This is a genomic window from Bacteroidota bacterium, from assembly GCA_016718825.1.
Taxonomy (GTDB): Bacteria; Bacteroidota; Bacteroidia; order J057; family JADKCL01; genus JADKCL01.
Genome location: JADKCL010000007.1, coordinates 220,970 through 240,961 on the forward strand (window position 1 = coordinate 220,970; position 19,992 = coordinate 240,961).

The 19,992-nt window shown below is 45.6% G+C and carries 24 protein-coding genes and 1 pseudogene; 4 read left to right on the forward strand and 21 right to left on the reverse strand.

Annotation, left to right across the window (positions count from 1 at the left end; translation table 11 throughout):
* The first annotated feature begins 60 nt into the window (after nucleotides 1-60).
* A complete protein-coding gene (locus IPN95_10705) occupies nucleotides 61-1,038 on the forward strand; it encodes an NAD(P)-dependent alcohol dehydrogenase (GenBank protein ID MBK9449849.1) in 978 nt (325 codons plus the stop codon).
* Nucleotides 1,039-1,276: 238 nt separating this feature from the next.
* On the opposite strand, the pseudogene IPN95_10710 reads toward IPN95_10705, so the two are convergent.
* The 9 genes and pseudogenes from IPN95_10710 to IPN95_10750 form a co-directional block, all read right to left on the reverse strand.
* Nucleotides 1,277-1,855: pseudogene (locus IPN95_10710) on the reverse strand (Crp/Fnr family transcriptional regulator).
* Complete coding sequence (locus tag IPN95_10715; protein ID MBK9449850.1) at nucleotides 1,845-2,168, reverse strand: antibiotic biosynthesis monooxygenase; 324 nt, start codon at nucleotides 2,166-2,168, stop codon at nucleotides 1,845-1,847. Before IPN95_10715 ends, IPN95_10710 begins: the two are co-directional and overlap by 11 nt.
* A 14-nt stretch (nucleotides 2,169-2,182) precedes the next feature.
* Nucleotides 2,183-2,926: a hypothetical protein gene (locus tag IPN95_10720; GenBank protein MBK9449851.1), complete on the reverse strand. Its 744-nt coding sequence runs from the start codon at nucleotides 2,924-2,926 to the stop codon at nucleotides 2,183-2,185.
* A 144-nt stretch (nucleotides 2,927-3,070) separates the two neighbouring features.
* Nucleotides 3,071-3,982: an NmrA family NAD(P)-binding protein gene (locus IPN95_10725; protein ID MBK9449852.1), complete on the reverse strand. Its 912-nt coding sequence runs from the start codon at nucleotides 3,980-3,982 to the stop codon at nucleotides 3,071-3,073.
* Between the two features lie 119 nt (nucleotides 3,983-4,101).
* A complete protein-coding gene (locus IPN95_10730) occupies nucleotides 4,102-4,758 on the reverse strand; it encodes a hypothetical protein (GenBank protein ID MBK9449853.1) in 657 nt (218 codons plus the stop codon).
* 147 nt (nucleotides 4,759-4,905) lie between these two features.
* Nucleotides 4,906-5,214, reverse strand: coding sequence for a hypothetical protein (locus IPN95_10735; GenBank protein MBK9449854.1), 309 nt, complete (start codon nucleotides 5,212-5,214; stop codon nucleotides 4,906-4,908).
* A gap of 464 nt (nucleotides 5,215-5,678) precedes the next feature.
* Entirely contained in the window at nucleotides 5,679-6,131 is a 453-nt protein-coding gene (locus tag IPN95_10740) for a hypothetical protein (protein MBK9449855.1), read from the reverse strand.
* A gap of 177 nt (nucleotides 6,132-6,308) precedes the next feature.
* A complete protein-coding gene (locus tag IPN95_10745; GenBank protein ID MBK9449856.1) occupies nucleotides 6,309-6,902 on the reverse strand; it encodes a hypothetical protein in 594 nt (197 codons plus the stop codon).
* A gap of 222 nt (nucleotides 6,903-7,124) precedes the next feature.
* Entirely contained in the window at nucleotides 7,125-8,741 is a 1,617-nt protein-coding gene (locus IPN95_10750) for a T9SS type A sorting domain-containing protein (GenBank protein ID MBK9449857.1), read from the reverse strand.
* A 179-nt stretch (nucleotides 8,742-8,920) separates the two neighbouring features.
* Here IPN95_10750 and IPN95_10755 point away from each other — a divergent pair, with 179 nt between their 5' ends.
* The gene (locus IPN95_10755) at nucleotides 8,921-9,169 is read left to right on the forward strand and encodes a hypothetical protein (GenBank protein ID MBK9449858.1); all 249 of its coding nucleotides are present in this window, start codon (nucleotides 8,921-8,923) and stop codon (nucleotides 9,167-9,169) included.
* A 117-nt stretch (nucleotides 9,170-9,286) separates the two neighbouring features.
* Here the strand turns inward: IPN95_10755 and IPN95_10760 are convergent, their stop codons facing one another.
* Nucleotides 9,287-10,510, reverse strand: a complete 1,224-nt coding sequence (locus IPN95_10760; protein MBK9449859.1) for a T9SS type A sorting domain-containing protein — start codon at nucleotides 10,508-10,510, stop codon at nucleotides 9,287-9,289.
* A 155-nt stretch (nucleotides 10,511-10,665) separates the two neighbouring features.
* Here IPN95_10760 and IPN95_10765 point away from each other — a divergent pair, with 155 nt between their 5' ends.
* Nucleotides 10,666-10,860 carry a hypothetical protein gene (locus IPN95_10765; GenBank protein ID MBK9449860.1) on the forward strand — a complete coding sequence of 65 codons (195 nt, stop codon included), beginning with the start codon at nucleotides 10,666-10,668 and terminating at the stop codon, nucleotides 10,858-10,860.
* On the opposite strand, the gene IPN95_10770 is transcribed toward IPN95_10765, so the two are convergent.
* A complete protein-coding gene (locus IPN95_10770; protein MBK9449861.1) occupies nucleotides 10,857-11,561 on the reverse strand; it encodes a hypothetical protein in 705 nt (234 codons plus the stop codon). The genes IPN95_10765 and IPN95_10770 overlap by 4 nt on opposite strands.
* A gap of 438 nt (nucleotides 11,562-11,999) precedes the next feature.
* Between IPN95_10770 and IPN95_10775 the strand changes: the two genes are divergently transcribed.
* Nucleotides 12,000-12,203, forward strand: a complete 204-nt coding sequence (locus IPN95_10775; GenBank protein ID MBK9449862.1) for a hypothetical protein — start codon at nucleotides 12,000-12,002, stop codon at nucleotides 12,201-12,203.
* 26 nt (nucleotides 12,204-12,229) lie between these two features.
* Here the strand turns inward: IPN95_10775 and IPN95_10780 are convergent, their stop codons facing one another.
* The 10 genes from IPN95_10780 to IPN95_10825 all read right to left on the reverse strand — a co-directional run bounded on the left by IPN95_10780 (nucleotide 12,230) and on the right by IPN95_10825 (nucleotide 19,919).
* Entirely contained in the window at nucleotides 12,230-12,862 is a 633-nt protein-coding gene (locus IPN95_10780; GenBank protein ID MBK9449863.1) for a class I SAM-dependent methyltransferase, read from the reverse strand.
* A gap of 240 nt (nucleotides 12,863-13,102) precedes the next feature.
* Nucleotides 13,103-13,861, reverse strand: coding sequence for a hypothetical protein (locus tag IPN95_10785; protein ID MBK9449864.1), 759 nt, complete (start codon nucleotides 13,859-13,861; stop codon nucleotides 13,103-13,105).
* Nucleotides 13,862-14,114: 253 nt separating this feature from the next.
* Entirely contained in the window at nucleotides 14,115-14,519 is a 405-nt protein-coding gene (locus tag IPN95_10790; protein ID MBK9449865.1) for a hypothetical protein, read from the reverse strand.
* A gap of 304 nt (nucleotides 14,520-14,823) precedes the next feature.
* Complete coding sequence (locus IPN95_10795; protein ID MBK9449866.1) at nucleotides 14,824-15,219, reverse strand: hypothetical protein; 396 nt, start codon at nucleotides 15,217-15,219, stop codon at nucleotides 14,824-14,826.
* Between the two features lie 205 nt (nucleotides 15,220-15,424).
* The gene (locus IPN95_10800; protein ID MBK9449867.1) at nucleotides 15,425-16,549 is read right to left on the reverse strand and encodes a hypothetical protein; all 1,125 of its coding nucleotides are present in this window, start codon (nucleotides 16,547-16,549) and stop codon (nucleotides 15,425-15,427) included.
* 232 nt (nucleotides 16,550-16,781) lie between these two features.
* Nucleotides 16,782-17,072 carry a hypothetical protein gene (locus IPN95_10805; protein MBK9449868.1) on the reverse strand — a complete coding sequence of 97 codons (291 nt, stop codon included), beginning with the start codon at nucleotides 17,070-17,072 and terminating at the stop codon, nucleotides 16,782-16,784.
* 397 nt (nucleotides 17,073-17,469) lie between these two features.
* Nucleotides 17,470-18,492: a hypothetical protein gene (locus IPN95_10810; protein MBK9449869.1), complete on the reverse strand. Its 1,023-nt coding sequence runs from the start codon at nucleotides 18,490-18,492 to the stop codon at nucleotides 17,470-17,472.
* Between the two features lie 156 nt (nucleotides 18,493-18,648).
* Entirely contained in the window at nucleotides 18,649-19,170 is a 522-nt protein-coding gene (locus IPN95_10815; GenBank protein ID MBK9449870.1) for a hypothetical protein, read from the reverse strand.
* An 8-nt stretch (nucleotides 19,171-19,178) separates the two neighbouring features.
* On the reverse strand, nucleotides 19,179-19,529 hold the full coding sequence (locus tag IPN95_10820) for a hypothetical protein (GenBank protein ID MBK9449871.1): 351 nt from the start codon (nucleotides 19,527-19,529) through the stop codon (nucleotides 19,179-19,181).
* Nucleotides 19,530-19,718: 189 nt separating this feature from the next.
* Nucleotides 19,719-19,919 carry a T9SS type A sorting domain-containing protein gene (locus IPN95_10825; protein ID MBK9449872.1) on the reverse strand — a complete coding sequence of 67 codons (201 nt, stop codon included), beginning with the start codon at nucleotides 19,917-19,919 and terminating at the stop codon, nucleotides 19,719-19,721.
* Between the last annotated feature and the right edge of the window lie 73 nt (nucleotides 19,920-19,992).

Sequence of the window (19,992 nt, forward strand, 5' to 3'; positions counted from 1 at the left end):
TGAACCCCGTTCTGCAGCACCCTAACTTTGCCTCATTGTTCAATTACACACTGAAAATCAATGAATATGAAAGCTGTTTCCTGCACAAAATACGGCGCGCCTGATGTGCTGCAACGCGTAGAATTGCCCGTTCCAACGCCCAAGTCCGGCGAAGTGCTTGTGCGCATTTTGAATACGACCGTGACGGCAGCGGACTTGATGATGCGCACAGGGTTGCCGGTAATCGGAAGGCTGTATCTGGGCATCAGAAGGCCGAATAAACCCGTGTTTGGTTTTGATTTTGCAGGCGAAGTCATAGGTCTCGGGCCGGATGTCACCGCCTTCAAAGTCGGTCAACGGGTCTTTGGTGGCACCACCGAACTCGGTTGCTATGCCGAATATGCCTGCATCAAGGCCGATGACGTCATCCTGGAAATTCCCGAAGGTATTTCCTACGAACAAGCCGCGCCGGTCGCTGCATCCGCCATTACCGTTTGGAACTTCCTTAAAGGGCAAGCAAATCTTCAAGCAGGGCAGAAGGTGCTGATTTACGGGGCATCCGGTGGATTGGGAACTTATGCCGTGCAAATCGCCAAGGCGCTCGGTGCCGAAGTCACGGCGGTCTGCAGCACTGCCAATGTCGCGTGGGTCAAGGCCCTCGGGGCGGATTTTGTGGTCGATTATACCCGGGAAAATTTTGCGAACCGCGAAGCGCAATATGACTTGATCTTCGACACCGTAGGCAAGTGCACGTATGGGCAATGCAAGACGATCCTTTGCAAAAACGGTGTCTATTTGGCTGCCGTCCTGACTTTGCCCTTGCTGTTGAGGATGCTTTTCGGAGGATTATTGGGTAGCAAGAAGGTCAAAGTTTCGGCCACCGGCATGCTCAAGCCCAACATTCGGCTGGGATACTTCAAGGAAATTGCAAAGCTGATGGCCGACGGGAAAGTCCATTCCGTAATCGACCGGACAGTCCCGTTGGCCGAGATTGCGAATGCCCACGCCTACATCGCCCAAGGACGGAAAAAGGGAAATTTGGTGGTGTCGGTGCAATGACCCGTAGGTGGAAAAGGAGGGATTTCGTCATCCAGAGCGTCTTTATTGTCACTCGGAGCGTCCCCGTTGTCACTCGGAGCGAAGCGAAGAGTCTACCTCGCGGAAACACCGAATGCTGATCAGTTGCAATTGCTATGAGAACCGTAGATGCATCGCTTCGCGCTGCATGACCGTGAAACTCTCCACTCTCCACTCTCCACTCTCCACAATCTCAGCACAATACCGAGAACTCTAAACTCTAATCTCCCTTCGCCATACGTTTCCGAATGCGGCTCAGTGACTCTGGTTTGACCCCGATATAGCTTGCAATCTGATATTGCGGCGTGCGTTGCAGCAGTTCCGGGCGGGTTTGTTGGAGTTTGATGTAACGCTGCTCGGGGCTGTCGGTCATGTAGGAATTGAGGCGCCGCTGTTGCTCCGCAAAGGCGGCCTCCACCACTGCCCTTGAGATCGTTTCGAATCGTGGAAATTGCCGGAAAAGCACCTGCGCCTGCGCTTCATTGCCCATCGAAACCGTGGTGTCTTCGTTGCAAACCCAATAAAAAGTAGCGGGTTCCTTGCGGGTGAAGCTGTTCAGAGAAATCGCCCATTGGTCCTCCGTGAAAAATTCGGTGGTTTTTTCCTCGCCGTCAACGATGCTGTATTGCCGGATGCAGCCTTCCATCACGAAATAGGAATCGGCCGCCACCTGCCCTTCGCGGACGAGGAATGTGCCTTTGGGGAAGGTTTTGAGCACCATATTTTATGCAATCGCTTGCGCCTCCTCAGCTGACAGCGGAGAAATCCTTGAAAAATGCGCGATGAATTTATTGTGCAGCATGGAAATTCGGATGAATCAGCAAATCGTCCAACATTTCCAATTGATGCAGCGTCTCAATCGATGCGCAGGATTCCCGCAAAACCTTCCGCACAGTCTGGGCATGTTCCGGCAACTTCTCCCCCGAATTTTCAAAGGTTTGCCGGTCCGGCCATTGGGCGTAGGCGATGAAAACGCATTCGGATTCCTGGTGCAAACGGGAGCCCAAACTGCCTTCGTATTCGCGGATGAGCAAGGTCATTTCCCGCCACGATTGCTGGAATTGTGCGACTTGGTCAGGTTTTGCGGTGAAGCGATAGATGAGGATATACATCAGGAGCTACCAATTTATTTCGTGTTCTGCCCATGTTTCCCGAGCAAGAAACGCTTCTGCTGCAGAAAAGCATTGTAAGAGAGGACATTCAGCAGGCCAAACAATGCGAGGAAGATTCCCAAAACAATCACGGCATACGTCGGCAGCGCCTCGGAACCCGTGCTTACCAAATACATTTTTGCCGCGATCAATACCCCGATCAATGAGAGAACCAGGATGAAATAGGGCTTGGTCACCTGACTGAATTTGCCGGTTTTTTTGTCCATGATCAGCGTCACTTCATTTTCCTTGCGCAGCAAGGCGATGTCCATGCCGATTTTGAGCCATTCGCCTTCGGCTTCCGAAACTCGAAACTGCTGTTCCCCCATCAAAATCGTAAACGAAACGCGCGATTGGTTCACGATGGAGCGGGTCTGATCAAAATAGCCATCCGTTGATTTGCGCTTTTCGGTCACCGTGCCTTCCACGAAATCGTAGGCATCCATGGGATCCGTTTGGCTTTTCAGGGCTTTCCAATTTTCGCCCCAATGATCGCCCGTTTTCACACAATAGCCTGCCGCGAGTTCAAATTCCGAACCTTCCTTCAGCGAGAGCACCACTTCCATCCCATCATACAAACGAAATTCCTTGGGCAGCTTTCCTGTATATTCCGTGCGATCAAGGGTGATCCAACCCTGCTGATATTCGTTGCCGTCGTGATCCCATGCCTTTTTCAGACTGCATTTTCGAATGGTACCTCGGATGATTTTGGTGGACATATTCTGATCTTGGTGAAAGTTGGAGCCAAAGCAAAGTGATCCCTGACGTTTTGCAGTAAGCAGATCATCGTCACGGCCTTACAAGGATAACGAGGCGAAGGATCAATTGCAAATTCCTTCCGCATTCACAGTCACCAACAACGACTACTTCCCGCCCCCACTCGCCAAAAACGGACCCACAATCTCCGCCACGCTCGTCCAACGCAAACCGGGATATCGGTTGTTGTCGGTTTGCTGCATGCGGGCATGCCCTTCGACCATGTCGCGCATGTATTGCATGCCTTGCCAAGCGGGATAAAGCTCCTTTTTGCCGGGCGCTAACGTGCGGGCGATGCCGATGATCGTACTCAACAATCCGACGCCACCAGCTCTGAAAAGGCGGTGTTCCTGTCCCGTGACTTCGCGCATGATGCCCGCAAGCGTGCGCGGACTCTCCTGAATGCCTGCGATGCGCAGGTAGCGCGGGGTGGATGCGTCAAGGGCCGCGGCGGCTGTATAGGCTGCGGTATCGGCTACGGTCGTCATGTCCATTTGTTGGTCGGCGTCGCCCCAATACAGGATGCGTTTGCGTTTGAAGAGGATCAGCGGCATCTCGCCCGTGAGCATGTCGGCAAATGCGCCATTAAAAATTGTGGTTGCTTGGATCGGCTGTTGATCGAGGTACACGTGGAATTCGCGGCGCAAATCGAGGTTGCGGTTGCGGCCTCCCTGCGTTTTGGTGAAGTCCAATGAAAAATCCGAGGGAATGAAACGCGGAACTTTGGCTGCAACGGCGGCATTGAGCAGCAATTTTTGCGTGTCGAAAATCACCTCGCGTAGGCCTGCGAGTGCGGATACCACGCAATCGATGCCTTCACAAGCTTGCGCGAGTGCTGCGGGGTCGGTCATCTCGCATTGGATGATTTCCATGCCGAGCTGCTGCAAGGCCACAATTTTGGCAGGGTCGCTGCTCGGGCGCACGAGGACACGTACGTGGGCACCGCGTTGGCTGAGCGCGTGAGCGATGTTTCCGCCGAGGTTGCCGGTGGCACCGGCTAGGAAGATTTTTTGAGACATGACTGGGGAACCGCTGTGGCGGGGGATTGTTTTGGGTGGATGCAGCCTAACGGTTTGCGGGCGAGCTCATGCGGCGTTAACAAATAGGGTGATTCTCACCGATGCAGGCTTGCGCGCTGTTAGCGGTTGCTTTCTTTTTCTATTTTGTCTTTAAGTTTTAAGTTTCTGGGTGCAAAGAGTTGAATCTCTTTGTTTCGTTTGCGCAAATAGGTAGATTCCTTTTTATACCATTGAGTATATTCGTCTGAAGCGTGAGGTATTAGATCTAAGTCCAAGAATTCGATAAAATCAAAATTGATTTTTTGAAAGGGTGTACCAATATATTCAATGTCATCAAGTTTCATTAACTCCTCTCTTATTGCAAGGTCTTCGATTCTTTTACCGAAGCAAGAGGCAATGCATTCCCGGTCTTCATAGTAACGCCCAAGTTCATCTATTTCAAAAGTCATAGGGTAATCGTCACTTGTTGCGCAATCAAAGAAATAGCTATTTTCAGCTTCCCCTTGCTCAAATTCGATAAACGCCATTCTATTGCTAAAGGGCAAGCCTCCTTCACCTTGGATTAGTCGAAACGAAATAGATGCTGCCCCAGCATTGAAAATATATCCACTATACTTCTCCTGAAAGTTAACCACGGGTTCAAATACTGGAATCTTATTTGCGTTGAAAAACTCAATGATATCTTCTTTCTTGCAAGTCGTTTCGCCTCTATCTTGTCGGGATAGAAAGTCTCTCGCTATGTCTGAAAGTTCGTGCATAAAAATTAACGCTAACATTGGGCTTGCGGAAGGCGAACAATTTACTAACTGCGTTTTGTCCCACACGCCAAGATAAATAGAGAACTATAAACTTCAATGACGCACAGTCCCGCCCGCTTGCCGCAAGCTATTGTTGGCAGCTGCACGCTTGCCGTGCTGTCCGATTTATGTAGTCCGAGTCGTAACAAAATTGTCGAAATGTTTAATGTCGTTTTTCTCGATATTTTTTATCTCAATCCAAATTGTCTCAGGTTCATACGCGTCAACCGTCGCATTTATTGTAATCCGGGATTTTAATAAACTGGGTTTGGAGTCGAATATTTCATATTTCTTCTCGGTCACTTGGTCAGCTTGTGAGTCGCCAAGTATTTTCTCAATCAATTTGTCATCGATCTTAATTGAAAAATGTCGCTCGACTTCTTTCAAGTAGTCCCGAAGCTCCGAGCCAATATCTATCAGTTTCTTAAAATCCATTCTTCAATCCTCAATCTTTGGTCGCTAAGGTCTTGGTCGGCAGTGCATTGCTGCCTAGCCTCCAGATAAACGAAAATATCTTCTCCTGCTAAGTTTGCAAACATTCCCGAGAATCACAAAACCTTCGTTTACCAAGCTAAAATCGTTTGATAAACGAAGGTTCTGCAGAGAGATGATCCACCGAGGAAGCAGGTTTCCTGTTTCTTCCTGCATGCGTGTACACCACGGGCAATCAGCGCGTGAGCGATATCACTGCCGAGGTTGCCGGTAGCACCGGCTCGGAGGATTTTTTGGGACATGGAAGGGGAACCGCTGTGGCGGGAGATTGTTTTGGGTGGATGGGGCCTAACGGTTTGTAGCTACTTGCAGTTTTTTGCCATGTGAAGTTACGCATTTGATCACTACTCGCAAAAAATTGCAAGTAGTTGCTGTTACCTGCTTTATGTCGCACCCAGTTGGGGCGTCTAACAGGTTAAGCTCGAGTTTTTTGAATTAGGAATTGGTGTCTTGTTGTTCAAATACCAGTCAATGATTCTGTCCCTTAGTCTGTCGTATAGATCGTCCTCAGTATAGGGTTGGTCCTCGATTGAAATCATATCAAGGTCCTGGTTTATTTGCTTAATTGTGGTTTTGTCGAATAGTTTGTCATCATTGAGATGTTTTCTAATGAATGAAATCAGTATCACGTGGCAGTGGTCATTAAAATTGATATTTCCGTTTCGTTGAGCTTCATCAGCCAATTTTTCTATTGCTCTTAAGAGTTCACCTTGAACTGTTTCTGCTTGTCCGGATTTTGGAACATAGGTTTTCCAAATAAATTTTCCTGTTTCAAGATACTCCTCTGCCGTCATTTTTTCCTGTCCGTTGTCGCAACCATAAAGTAGAAGCGGAATTATTAAATAAAGTACTTTTCTCATTGTCCTGTCGTAATAGCATTTTACAAGCAACGATTGGTAGATTTGCAATGGGCGGGTTCCCATGCACAAATGCTCATTCGAAGATACAAAGTTTATTGAAACCGAATACATCTTTGGGGCACGAAAGCCCGCCTATTGCAAATTTGCTGTTAGCAGTAGTTGTTCTTCTTTCGTTAGTCATAATCCGTCTTCGCGTTCCGATAGCCATGGTTTATACTTCTCCTTGTAGTTGTCTCTCGTATGTTTGTCTTTAAGTATAAAGTCCACGCCTCCGTCATACGGTGCAACAATTATGTTTTTGTCAAATGAAACGAAAAATGCTCGAATTTTGTCATTCGAAATTTCTCTTAAAATTTTGTTGTGATAGTTTGGTATCCAAACAGTCTGTGCAAATGCTGGTCTATAAATGTCGGTCTCGTCATATTGTTCAGCGTCAATTTTGTTCAATTCAATATTGTCAAGTAGTACAAATGAAAATGGTTTGAATATTTCTTCTTCGTCTGTTACGTGATTTTGTCTGTTATCGCCCCAATTATATTCACCTGTCACAATTACAATTGGTGTTTCAAGTCCGAACAAGTCAGTAATTATTTCGTTTTGTCTTGAAAGTAGAATTTCCCATTCGTTTTCATTGTCTGCATAACGTTTTGATTCTGGTAAACTGTGAATTCTAAACCACCTGTCGGAATATTCGTGTTTGAACAGATACGAAATCAACACTGTATCCGGGTAGTTCAAAGTCCATAAATTTTGAAAATCTTTTTTTGTCATCGTGACTCTATACAATTACTGCTAACACCCTGATAACCGAAACTTTCTTTTCTTTCCAAGTTCGCAAATGTTCCCAAGAATCACAAATCCTTCGTTTACCAAGCCAAAATCGCTGAATAAACCTAGGTTCTGCTGAGAGATGATCCACCGACGAAGCAGGTTTACAGTTTCCCGCAGTCCACCCACATACAGCGGGTGCGGCACCACCACAGGAACATGCATCTACCTCACAATAATTTGAAGATTACTCGCGCTACTAGCTGAGCGCAAAGAAACGGTATAAGTTCCCGAAGCAATGGCGGTAGGCAAAGCAAATCGATGGATTTGTGCGCCATTTTCCCGCTTATTTTCTTGGAAACAATGAACAATACGACCTTGCGCATCGATCAAGTAGATGCTCATCAATTGGGGAGCGCTTAATTCATATTTAAGCTCAAAATCAGTTTGGACTGGATTCGGATACAAGCCTAAATCAGTGGTCAGCGAAGTCTCCAAAACACCTAGGCTCAGGTTATTGAGAAGACGAATGAGGTAAGCTGGCGAGGTGTTCAGGTCATTGGTCACAAGGCCTATGATTTTACCCGTGCTTTGAAGTTTTACGTCATAAACTATGTCATTGTTAAAGGTTCCCAAAGCCAATAAACCGCTTATACCAAAGGTATTGTCAGCAGTGCCATCACTATTGAGGCGGAAGAATGCCTTCTGGGTATCTTCAGTATTCAGATCTACATTTCCTCCGCCGAGGATAATTTTCCCATCAGTTTGCTGAATCAATTTATCTCCATAGAAAATTTGTGTTGTGAGAGAGGCCGTTGCTATCTGCGCATTGTTATTGAAAGTCGCATCCAATGTACCGTTTGCAGTTATTCTTGCGACGCGACTGAGCAACTGATTTGCGTTGTACTCCATGACATGTACGAGCAATTGCCCATCGCTTTGCAAACCTATTGCATTGAGCTCCTGTGCTTGGGGATTCGCGATCAGGTACGGAATGGTTACATAGCCGGCGCTTCCGAAGGTGAAATCCAGTTGTCCAGTGAGAAAATACCGACTGATTGCGATATCCCCGTTGACGTCGTACCTCGCCACCAACAATCGCCCTCCCGATGTGGGGGTATAAACCATCTCGGAAGTGCCATCGTCTGCGAAAGTAACCGTGCCTGCGCTTCCAAAAGCCGTATTGATGGCCCCTGTACTTGTGTAACTTCTGATCACTTCGCCATTGTCATAGTCATACAAAACGTAGAGGTTATTGTTTGCATCCGCTACTAGGGTGCTCCCAATCGTACCGCCCGTGGGGCTGGCAGGCAAATCGAGCCGTCCATTTGTACCGAAGTTAGACACAAGTGAACCATCCGAATTGTGCATCGTCAAGAATGGATAATCGTCGAGCACCGAAATGTTTGGCGTATGTTTATGCCAGGAGACCAAGAGCTTACCATTTGGCATTTGGATCACATTGCTGTAACCAAAGGTAGAATCGTCCACTATCACGATTCCTCCTGTACCAAAAGAGGGGTCCAATGAACCGTTGGAAGTGAGTTGATTCAGTTTTCCCTGGAAAAGAAAAGGGGAGAATTTCTCATCGCTTGAAACAACAATTTGGTCATTGGATAAGACGACCATCGTTCTAGCTTCCACCGTATTGATTCCCGAACCTAACGGGAAGGTGTATGCCCCTGATGCGCCAAAACTGGCATCAATCGTGCCGACTTGGCCATAAGCCGCAATGCTCAAATAGAACAAAGCTGCTGCCGCTGCGAAAATTCTCTTCATTGTATTTTTGTAAATGAACAATTCTAATGGCCAATTTAGCTTTCTTGCAATCTCAAACGCCATGATAACCGAACCTGTTTTCTTTTATTCTTCTTGAATATTTTCGAGAAAGTTACAAAACAATCGCTTATCGATCCAAATTGCTGGCATAAAGGAAGACTCACAATGGAAGTCCTTCAAGTGCGAGGCTGCTTTCAGTTTCCGCCATCCACCCCAGGGGAATTGCAGCCTTCGAGAACACCTTGGACTCATTGATATTGACTTGGATCACCTACACCTTGAGCTGCTGCAGGGCGATGATTCTGGCCGGATCGCTGCTCAGGCAGCCGAGTACGCGCACGTGGGCATCGCGGGCCATGAGCGCGCGGGCGATGTGGCCGCCGAGGTTGCCGGTGGCTGGTGGCTCCGGCGAGGTGGATTTTTCGGGACACGGATGGGGAGCCGCTGTGGCGGGGGGATTGTTTTGGTGGATGGTGTTCAACGTTTTGTAGCTAAGAAACGCGGGGCTTCTACGAGTTCTTTCCTGTCCGCTCATTCACAAGCTTGGTAGGAGTGAAGTACTTTGCTGAAACCACTTTCCGCCGCATGTTTTCTTCGATGCTGTTAGGTTAATTATTTATTATCAATTTCTTGGTGATGCTACATGATTGTTTGTCTGTAATTCTAATCAAATAGACTCCTGCTGTACCTATTGTAAGTTCGAATTCGGTGTTGAATTTTTTGTCAATAAATTTTCTGCCGGCAATGTCCAATACTTCAATTTTGTAATCACCTGGCTTGTCAGCGATTACAACAACAGGCGAATTTTCAAAAATGGGATTGGGATAGATATTAATGTTAAAGGAATTCTCCTTGGCCAAGTCTTGAGTGCTTAATGACGATAAATCTGCTTTAAGTATTATTCCATTTGTCCCAGTTATAAATAAATGGTTTTCAACTTTCTTCACTGATAGAAACTCGGAAGTATAAGTTGTGGTGTAGGTTGTCCATGTAGCACCGCCATCAGTTGTTTCCATTAATATTCCAATTGTGTCTGGATAATTGTATTTGGCACCTACAGCAAAACCATGTGCTGATGATTCAAATGACATATCAAAAATTCCAATGCCAGTGCCAATTGAGTTTGTAGTCCAAGAATTCCCACCGTCAATTGATTTTGAGAAAAACGATTCCCAGCCATTCCAGAAATAAGAACTCATATAAATGGTGTCCGGTGAAATAGGAACGATTGAGCTTGAATGAGATATGTTGAAATAAGTTGTATGCCAAATATTTCCGTAATCTTCTGAAATGCCGGAATATTCGAATCCACTTATGGCGTAAGAACTGTCCGTCAAGCCTACACAATTCCATATGGTTGTAATGTTATTTGCATTTGAGATTGTCCAGTTAATGCCGTCTTGTGATTTAAATATGTTACCGAAATTGCCAACGGCAAGTAAGCTTCCATTTTCATTTGCCGTCAGATCATGAATCGGTGTTCCGATCGTGTCGTAGAGAATAGTCCAGTTCATTCCACCATCTGATGTGTGAATAATTTCATATTGGTAATATGGATTGTGATACCCTGAAATTAGATATAGGTTAGAGGTGTCCAAAACGTTTAATCCATAATTGTAGGGTAAATTCAGTGGGATGTTTAACTGGGTGATACTGTTACCCAAATCAACAGATGAACTCAAATAATTGTGTCCAAGAAAGAACAATTTCCCACTGCTATAACCTATTGAATTAATGTCCGACGTTGTTCCACTAGGAATTTGAACAAACTGCGAAAACCCCATCGCTGATAGAAGCAGGAGCATGATTAATGTTGTTATTGTCTTTTTCATCATTAAGCCTAATGCCCAGTTAAATGAAGCCTTCTTTGCTTGTCAAGATCGCAAATCTTCGTGAGAATCACAAAACTTTCGTTTCTCTAGCCCGATTGGCAATGTGCGCCAATGTTTTCGACCGAGATCATCCACTTGTGAGCCCGATTTCCAGCATGGAGCGATACACAACATTGGCTTGGAGTTGGCTTGGATACCCCAGCCGTCTTCTTTCTCCCGTTACCGAGAGCATCCTGCACGTAAGCAATGCAAGTGTTGACTTCCGGAAAATGGTCTCGTCGGTAGGCACGCAGACCGACCTGCCTACCATAAAGTACTCTACAATGCATCCTTCGACCTCGAATGCCTAATTCCCTCTGTAAATGCTATTATCCGTGCCGATGACAAAAGGAACTGCGCCATAAACCGCGATATCCTTGCCTTTTCCACCTCCCGGGTATTGGACCCAAGCATTGTTGGAGAAGGAATAAATTCCTCCGTCCATTCCAATTACCCAAGGTTTGTTGTCACCACAGTAGATGGCAAGTCCATAGCCACCCCCTCTTAATTGTTCCCAATTGCTTCCATTGCCGCGATAGATGGCATTGTCCATGCCGATCACGTAGGGTGTACCATTCGCAACAGCAATATCTTTCCCTTTTCCACCACCGGGGTATTGTGTCCATCCACTTCCATTGAATGAATAGATCCCATCATCCATTCCAATTACCCACACGGTACCATTGTCGCAGTAAATTCTTTTCCCGGCTCCGTTTCCAGGCAATCTTTCCCAAGCGGATCCCGTTCCTTTGTAAATGGCATCATCCATGCCGATGACATAAGGGACGCCATTGCAGACTGCAATATCCTTCCCTTTTCCATTACCAGGATATTGTATCCAACTGCCGGCATTGAATGAATAAATGCCATCATCCATGCCAAGCACCCAGACTCTACCATTGTCAACGCAGATTTTCTTACCGGCTCCACCGCCGGGAAGTACTGACCATTGTGCGCTTGCAGTTAAACTGAAAAAAAAGACTGCTACAAAAAACACCATCCATTTTTTCATAAGGCAATCAAGTTGAAAATTCATCCTACATAAATCGATTTTCAGGTACACGGTGATGATGGGTCGTTACCACAACCATTTTCAGACCATGAATTTCTGTGGGATAAAACCATCCAAGTGAAATGAAGAACGATAAAATCTGTCTACAACGCATATTGATGTAAAGCAAACAGATCTTAGTTGCTGAATCAAAATTATTTCCAACAGCCCGCGACGCGAATGACAATTGTCATCCTTGGTTTGGATTTTGATCAGCGAAGCGCTTTGTGTTGGACTGCCAAGGATGGGATAGCCGGCAAGGGATTCGGCAACGGCAAAGCCGGCGAAAAGTAAATTCTCGGCGGAGAAAATGCCTCCATGGACGAATTTTTGGATACGATTTTTGTGATCACAAGGAAAAAAGCAAGGCGAATTCCGCTTCCATTGTGGGGGCTGCGTTTGTCTGAAAGAATAATGGCGGTTGTGGCAAAGGCCAATGGCAAACAACCCTTGCTGACGCGGAAATTGCTCGAGAAATCCAAATATTCGTGGCCGGTTTCCATTGAAAAGGCCAAACGTGAGCTGGGTTATGCACCGCATTCGTTGGAACAAGGCGTGCGCAAAAGCATTGAATGGCTGCGGGAAAATGGGCATTTAGGCTGATGTGTCAACCGACCTTTCCCCTAGTGTCATGCGGGTTTTCTACATACAATGTACCAAAATTTTTGCTGTGGCTTGTTGCCCGGATTTTCCTTGGGTTCGTCCGTTTCTTCTGCCTCGATGAGACCATAATTTCCAAATTCTGATTGGATGGATTCGGAATCGTAAAAGAACAAAGTCACGCCGGGCCAAGTTTGGAATCGATCTTTGCTGAGGGCTGTCCCTTGCCCATATCTGAAATCCAATTTTGAAATCGAGACAAAAACCATGTAGCCATTGGTGTTGAGCTGATTGTAGCAATCTTGGATGAGTTTTGCACGTTCATTTTCGTCGAGTAAATGCAGCAAGGAATAGCAGTATATGCCATCGTACATTTCTTGGTCAAAAGGCATTTCACCAACCGAACCGAGGTGGATTTGTAGGCCTTCTCCAAACTGCTTTTTGGCCAATTCAATTGCAGTTGCTGAAATCTCAATCCCTGTGACCATGAATCCATTGTCGATAAAGGGTTTGGCATTTCTGCCGTAGCCAAACCCGGGAATGAGTACGCTGCGGAATCCACTTTTTTGAAAGCGTTCCATGGCAAGGTTGGCAGATTCGGCAGGTTCCCAGCCCCACATTTCCTGCTTGTCCTTAAAAATTGATTCCCAGAATTCAGACATGATGATGCAAATGTACTGCGAAAAAGCTTCCAATATTCATCATTGCGGACTTTGAGAACCATTGCGTTCTTTGCGTTTTCCTATGCCTGCTGAAACGCAAAGCGCGCGGAGGGTTGCTTGAATTCCGCAGCCCTCTTGTTGCCCGCATAGCCGAGCGCATCCTGTTTTTACCCCAAGTAAGTCTGAAAAGAGCTCTTGCATTCCTGTCTCTCTGTCCTTCAAATTCCTCCTTTAGCAATTCTACTTTTGATAAAAATAGATCGCATACACGCCCCCTTTAAACCATTTCCCGGGCGTAAAATACATCCTTGAATCCCAATACTGGAATGAATAATCTCGTTTGATCCCGTCGGTACGCATCATAAATATTCTCTTGTGATCCAGCGCAGAGATCATCTGCTTGCGGGTCAATTCGATGGAATCGGGTAGGGCGTGCGGGAATCTCAGCTCAAAATGTGTCCCATAATCATAATCCTCCTCGCGTACCAACATCCATGTACCGGCTAATTCTGGATAATTCACCCCATATTTTTTCATTACGCTGAGAATGCTGTCGTTGAATTGGGTGGGTAAATACCTTTCCTTGAAAAAGCCTTCACCCGGGATTGGCGTGTACACAATCAGCGTATCCTGCACGCGCTCAACAGGATAGGCTTCGAATTCGTCCTTCAATCGTACGTGCACATAGCCACCGTCAAGCAAGTAGTGAACCGGTGCTTTTGCCTCGATGGGATAGTGAACCCGGTAGAACGCGTCGTTCTCAAAAACAAGATCAAACTCGGTATAGGAGTCCCAAGGACTGTCCAGGCTTGGTGCATTTGCGTCCGGTTCGGGAGCCTGAAGGTTCAAAAAGGGGACCTCCTTCACAATTTTGGTATCATACAAACTCCAATGCCCTTCCAATTCAGGCTCGGTCAAATTTGCATCAGCTTTTTGGTCATCGACAAAACCGCTGCCAAGGCAGAGTAGCGTGATCAGCAGGATATTGAGGATATTCATTTTAATTGTGGCAATTAGACAAATGAACGAAGCTTTCTTTTCACAACAAGTTCGTAAACATTCACAAGAGTTACAAGAGTTTTGAATGCCGAGTCCAGCAGATGGATGGTTCAACGAAGGGCTTTTCGGTACCCTAATTCGCGCTGAAATCTATGGCGTCATTCGATGCTGAAAAACGATTGTCAGCAAGGACGCATTGGTTTCTCAACGTGCTACGCTCCATTCAAATCAGTTGATTCAAACAATGAAGATGTCAATAATCGTATGAATTGGGAGGAATTTCTTCTTGAAAGCGTCTATAGAAAACGTCGGAGACTTTGGGTTTAATCCTATGTGACGGATGTGAATAGTCGGTCTCTGTGGGGAGTAATTCCGGGTTTTTCATCACGCTGGAATAGAATTGTTTTCCTTTTCCGACGACTTCCCTCCAAAGGTCATCCCGGGAATCCTCTGAGTAAGATGGGTTTGTAAACTTGAGGAACTTCTCTTGCCCCAATTCGCTTTCAAGTGACTCATAATGCCAATAGAACCAAATGAGTGCTTTTCGATCAAATGCCTCTATTCTTTTCATAAAAGCTGCTTCATCGGTCAAAGCCAATTCGATCATTAGCCAAAACAGATTTTCATCGACATCTTTTTTCCACTCCTCGCTGTACATCTTTTCAATTGGTATTAAGTCATCACGAATTGAGCATTAATTAAAGTTCGTCAATAGAATTGAGTAATTCGATCTCCATTGGCTTCAGTTTTTTCAAATTCCTGGATTCAAGAACGATCCTTAGAATTTCAGCCCTGAATTTCGAATGGTCCGCGGCGATTCCTTTCAAATGAGCTACGTTCGATTTAAGTTCATTTGCCCACGGGACGTCATGATCAACCAAAAGCAAGGCATCAAAATGTTTGTATAGGCCATCTGTGTCATGGGTAAGCCCACAAATGACCCCCTTGTGATAGGTGCCCCACTAAGGAATCACTGGTAAATTCATGGGCAAGAATAAAACTTTTGCTGCATGAATGTCCTTCAGCTGTTGGCGATAAGAGAATGCTTTATCTAAAGCCAAACGAATCATGTCTTCAATTTTCGAGGTGAATTGTTTGGCCGTTTCGAATTTCTCAAAACCAGCTACGCGATAGCCAATATCGAAGGAAGTATATGCTTGTGCATACCAATGAAAGTTCACGCCAACATTCAGAAAGGCACCATGTTCCCACTTGTGTGGTTGAAATTCGATCACCGTCGTGTAGAGTCCTTGGTCGTCATACCATGTGCGTGATTTCCCCTTTTGTTCCAATCCATATGGCTGAAAAATTTGTTTGGCAAGTTTATCGATGATCTTCGAATGTTCTTGTTGGCTCATAGCATTTCACTTAATTCTTGTCGGATTTTTGGAGCAAACACCCAGATAAACAAAGCTTTCCATTTCTGGTAAAGCTCGCGAATATTCCGAAGAGTTACAAAAGTTTCGTTTGCCTGAGTGTTGGATTTCGGACCTCCCCTCGAATGAAACGACACGCGTGTAGGTGGTTTCCTGCTTTCGTTCACTTCCTTGAACCCTTGCAAATTCAATTCGTTGCAGGCTCGTGTTGATACTCCGAATACGTAACAAACGCTTTTCCATCGTAAAGGGAGAGACCCGTCTCCCTCGTACCCACCCAAATATTTCCAGCCTTATCTTCCAAAATCGACCATATACTGTTGTGGATGAGGCCGTCTTTGGTAGTAAAACGCGTGAACGAAGTGCCATCGTAACGGCTAAGTCCAGCACCGGCATCACCACCCAACCAAAGGTTTCCGTTCCTGTCTTCGATGATCCGGGTAACACCACCGGCCAAGCCATCGCTTTTTGTAAACGTTGTAAATGTTGTCCCATCATATCGGTAGGCTCCACCCCAATTGCCGAACCAAATATTCCCGTTTTTATCCTGCAAATGCGGCCATCCCCAATGATGCGGCTTGGGCGTTGGACCATCTTGGTATAAATCTTCAAGCTTAAGGTTGGTTACAGTTTTTCCATCGTACCGATACACACCATCGTACGTTCGGGCGCCAAACCAAATGTTACCTGATTGGTCTTCAAAGATGCGTTCCGCGTTGTTGTTGGTGCTCAAAAACCCTTCTGCGCCTGCATCGACAACAAACAGCGCAAAGGTTTTGCCATCATAAACGAAAACACCATCGATCGTTGCAAACCAGATTTTTCCATCGTTTGCCTGCATCATACTGAATACCCAATGCGTACTGCGATAGTGTTCATTCCTGTTGGGAGGCAGTGTTTGGGGTAAAGGAATCTGGATTTCAGTAAATAGCTTACGGTTGGATGGATCCGAATTCGAAGGGTCATACCGGCAAAGTCCTGCAAGCGTCCCGATCCATATTTTGCCATCCCGATCTTCCAAAAGCGCGGAAATATCATTGCTGTTCAACCCATCGGCCTTCAAGAATCGGACAAACGATTTGCCGTCGTACTTGTACAGGCCATTTTCTGTCGTGCCAAACCAAAGGTTACCGGCCTTGTCTTGCAGGATGCAATTGACATTGCCATATCGGGGATCACCGATGGTTTTGATCAGCTTGGGATGTTCCTTTTCTTTTGGTGAATCCTTTGCAATGGGTCCGTTGCAGGCAAGCCCCAAAAGCAGCACCGTCAGGAAAATAAAAACGTGTAGGGGGGAGAAAACCTTTTTCATCGGTGAAATTGTCTTTGCGTTTTTCATCTCATCGCCGGTTGGGGTGGCGTCCCATGGAGACCGCTCACGATGGTATCCGCGAGGTCCCTTTCCGAAAGCTTCAGCAAGCTACTGACAGAATTCATCCAACATAGGTTAATTATCCTTAAAAGGCGTGCAGGGCCGAAGGTTGGTAATAGTGATGCCAAGTTCGTCGCTTTCCTTATCCATAAACCATTTGAACCTCGAGGTCCTATTCGCCCTCATTCAGGTCCATTCCTTCATTGACCAGGATCCAGTCTGCTTTGTTGATTTTGGAGGTGTCAACAATCGTACGCTTATTCCAGAAATGCAAAAACGGCTCAAGCTTCACTACCCGATGTCCGTCCTCACCCAAAGCCCCGTACCCAATTGTCTGCGCCACGATCGTTGTGGTCGGGTCAGCCTTGTGCCGATAAAGTACGGTATCATTTGTAATTGTCACAAATCCCACGGAAAAAAGCATGCTCACCATCACGAAAAACGAAATACCGGAGCCTATCATCGTCGCAATGATGATGGTCGCATTTTTGAATGGTCATTCGCCTGTTTGACGGTTCCTGTTAATGTCAGCAAAATTGCAATCGGCAGGCCAGGCATGATCGTATCGTAAAACGCTCACTCACTTCCCAGTCTGCAAACTCGTAGGTGGAAGATTGGCCAAATGTCAAGGCGTAGAATGTTACCAGGATGAATGTGATTGAGAGCCAGAATGTTGCTTTGAGGAGTATTTTTAGGGTTGTGGACATTTTGTGTTTTTGTTTAATGGTCTGAAGATTTTCGATGGACGGGCTTTGCAATACCAAAGGTGATACGCATAATTGATTTTTCTGTTTCCACCAACCTGTCTGCGGCGCAGGCCCTCCTGCCTTGTGCAATTGTGCTGTGAGGTATGCCTTTTCTCATCTATCAGACCCTTCAAACCAATAATTCATTTCCTTTCTCTTCCATTCAGACAATTTCACTTTGTCTTGCAGGCCGACATATATGGTGTCCGGGTATTTTTCCAGTGCAAGCCAAATATATTCAGAGTGATAATCAAGGGTTGAACCTTTTGCTTTGTCAAAGGTCAACTCAATTAATTCCCTGGAAGATTTATCTTTATACTGAACGATAGCTTGGTATAGCATTCTCAACATTGGGTAATTAAATCCTGTTGGCTTCTTTATTTCCCTCTCATGAATCTTCACAATGTACGGGAAAAAGGAACTATCAGGAAAGTTCCTGACGGACCAAAGTCCGTAATACTGAATGTCTGCTATGTTTGATTGGAGTCTTTCAATAAAAAATTCCTTGTCATGCTCGTTGCGAAATTTTGACAAAGCAATCAGCCCACTGCTGTTGTTCTCGACTTCTACAATTTCTCTTACACGGTCGTAGTATCTGATTTCAGGCTTTAGTTTTTCTAAAATGTCCGACTTTGCTGCAAGCATGATCTTTTTGTCAAAGATAATAATGCTGTCAACGACTGCTCTTTCTTTGTCACTCAACTTGTAGGCATCGAGGTCGATGTATTGTGGTGTAACAACTTCAAGAAAATAGTCGCCTGCACTCATCCAACTGACTAAACAGCCTTGAAACGTGTTTACGGATGCCGAATCATAAAGATGCTGAATTAATATTGGCAACAAATCAACATTTTTCCTATTCGCCAATGCTTGAAAAGAATAACATCGAACCACTGAATTCTCGTGTTCGGTTAATTCCATTAATTCTTCATTCGTCGCCTTTTCTTTCAATGTTTCGTATCTACGCCATTGGTCTGTCCTCACGCCAGCATAACCGACACCTTCACTTGTGAGCACATTGTACTTCGCAATGCCTGCGGCCAATTTGCCAATCTCAGGTCTAATGGCCTGTCCGAGGCCAATATTTAAAAGTCCAAGATACAATGTCATCAAGATTGTTGCTATCATTCGTTTCATGAAATCATTCTTATCGTTTTGCAGCTTTACGATGTGTGGGTCTTGTGGCATCCATGTTGAACCGGAGAGCCGAACTCTCGGCTAGCACGTAACTCCCTTCGGAGCACCCAACCCCGCCATTTACAAACGACCTCCCAGCTGTAGTTGCTCGTGTGATCATAAATTTCCCGATTCCCAATTTTTCCAGCTGTTATTGGATTTTTGCGTTGGCTTCCAATTTGTCGTGTCTCGCGTAACCAAAACGTTTGCAAGTAGTTTGTACGTTTCTTGTTGGCTAGGCGGGTTTGTCTTTTCGTAGGCGCTTACAAAATGGAATTCGTGAATTGTGATCAGCTTCGGTATGTCCTTGGGAATATGCATGCGTATTTCATCATCTGTCGCACTGATGAGTGCTGGATTCGTTTCATGCAAATATCTTACCAAGCCTCCAAATCCAATCAACTTGTTGGGATTCTCATAATCCCGGACTTCGATTCCAAGCTTCTGATAATTTCTATAGTTGCTGTCGAACGGGACAAATTTATCTCTGACCTTAACTTCTTTGATGTTCTGCCCGATCAATTCAAATGTTTCCATTTCACCACCCTGATTATTTTCAATTCTTTCAAATTCAGTCGGGTCAATGAGGATCACGCGGCTTGAATTTGTGATGTGAGCCCCTTTCAGGATAGGTTTCAACCGGATAATCAATACAGTTCCCGACGTAGTCCAATTCCTATTTCGGCAGAGGTTCCTCGATTTTGATAGCCACTTTTCTCAAAAACGATCACCCATCTTGTCGAGTCGGCGTACAAATGAATTCTATTCCCAGCTGTCTCACAATAACCGTGTTCCAGATCAAGGAAAAAGTTGTATTTAATATCTTCTGGTTGTCCCGCTGGAAAATACTTGCTCGGGGTTCCGTTAAAAGCCAAGTCCAACTCGCCTAAAATTTCTTTCTCGTCAAATGCCATTTCTTTTCCGCCATTAAAGTCGTTCTTCACTATCCCCGAACAGGAGAGCAAGAAGAATAATGCTATTATTGGTAGTTGTCTCATGTGTTCGCAGCTAATACCCAGATAGACAAAGCTTTCGTTACCAAGTTCGCAAACATTCCCGAGACTCGCAAAACTTTCGTCTCCCGAGCCAACATAGAAGGTTCACGCGGCTTTCGCAGCTCAACGTCAAGTTGCCGTCCATCCTCTTTCGCCGCCAAAGAATTTATGCCACCACCTATGCCGTCCCACTCACCTCCGAATCACCTTCGCCGCAAATGACGAACCCGTTTCCACTTGTTGAATGTTGAGAAAATAAATTCCAGAAGGCAAATCCATCTGCACATTTCCATTCAAAACTTCCGCCTTGTGAACCAATTGCCCGAAAGTATTGTAAACGGACAGGTCCAACGGACCTTCAACCCCTTCGAATCTGGGACTCCTGTCGATCATGGCTAAAATTCAGGATGGAGACTGTTGCACAACCTCATGCCAAAATCCTCACTTCCTCCATCAAATATTCTGA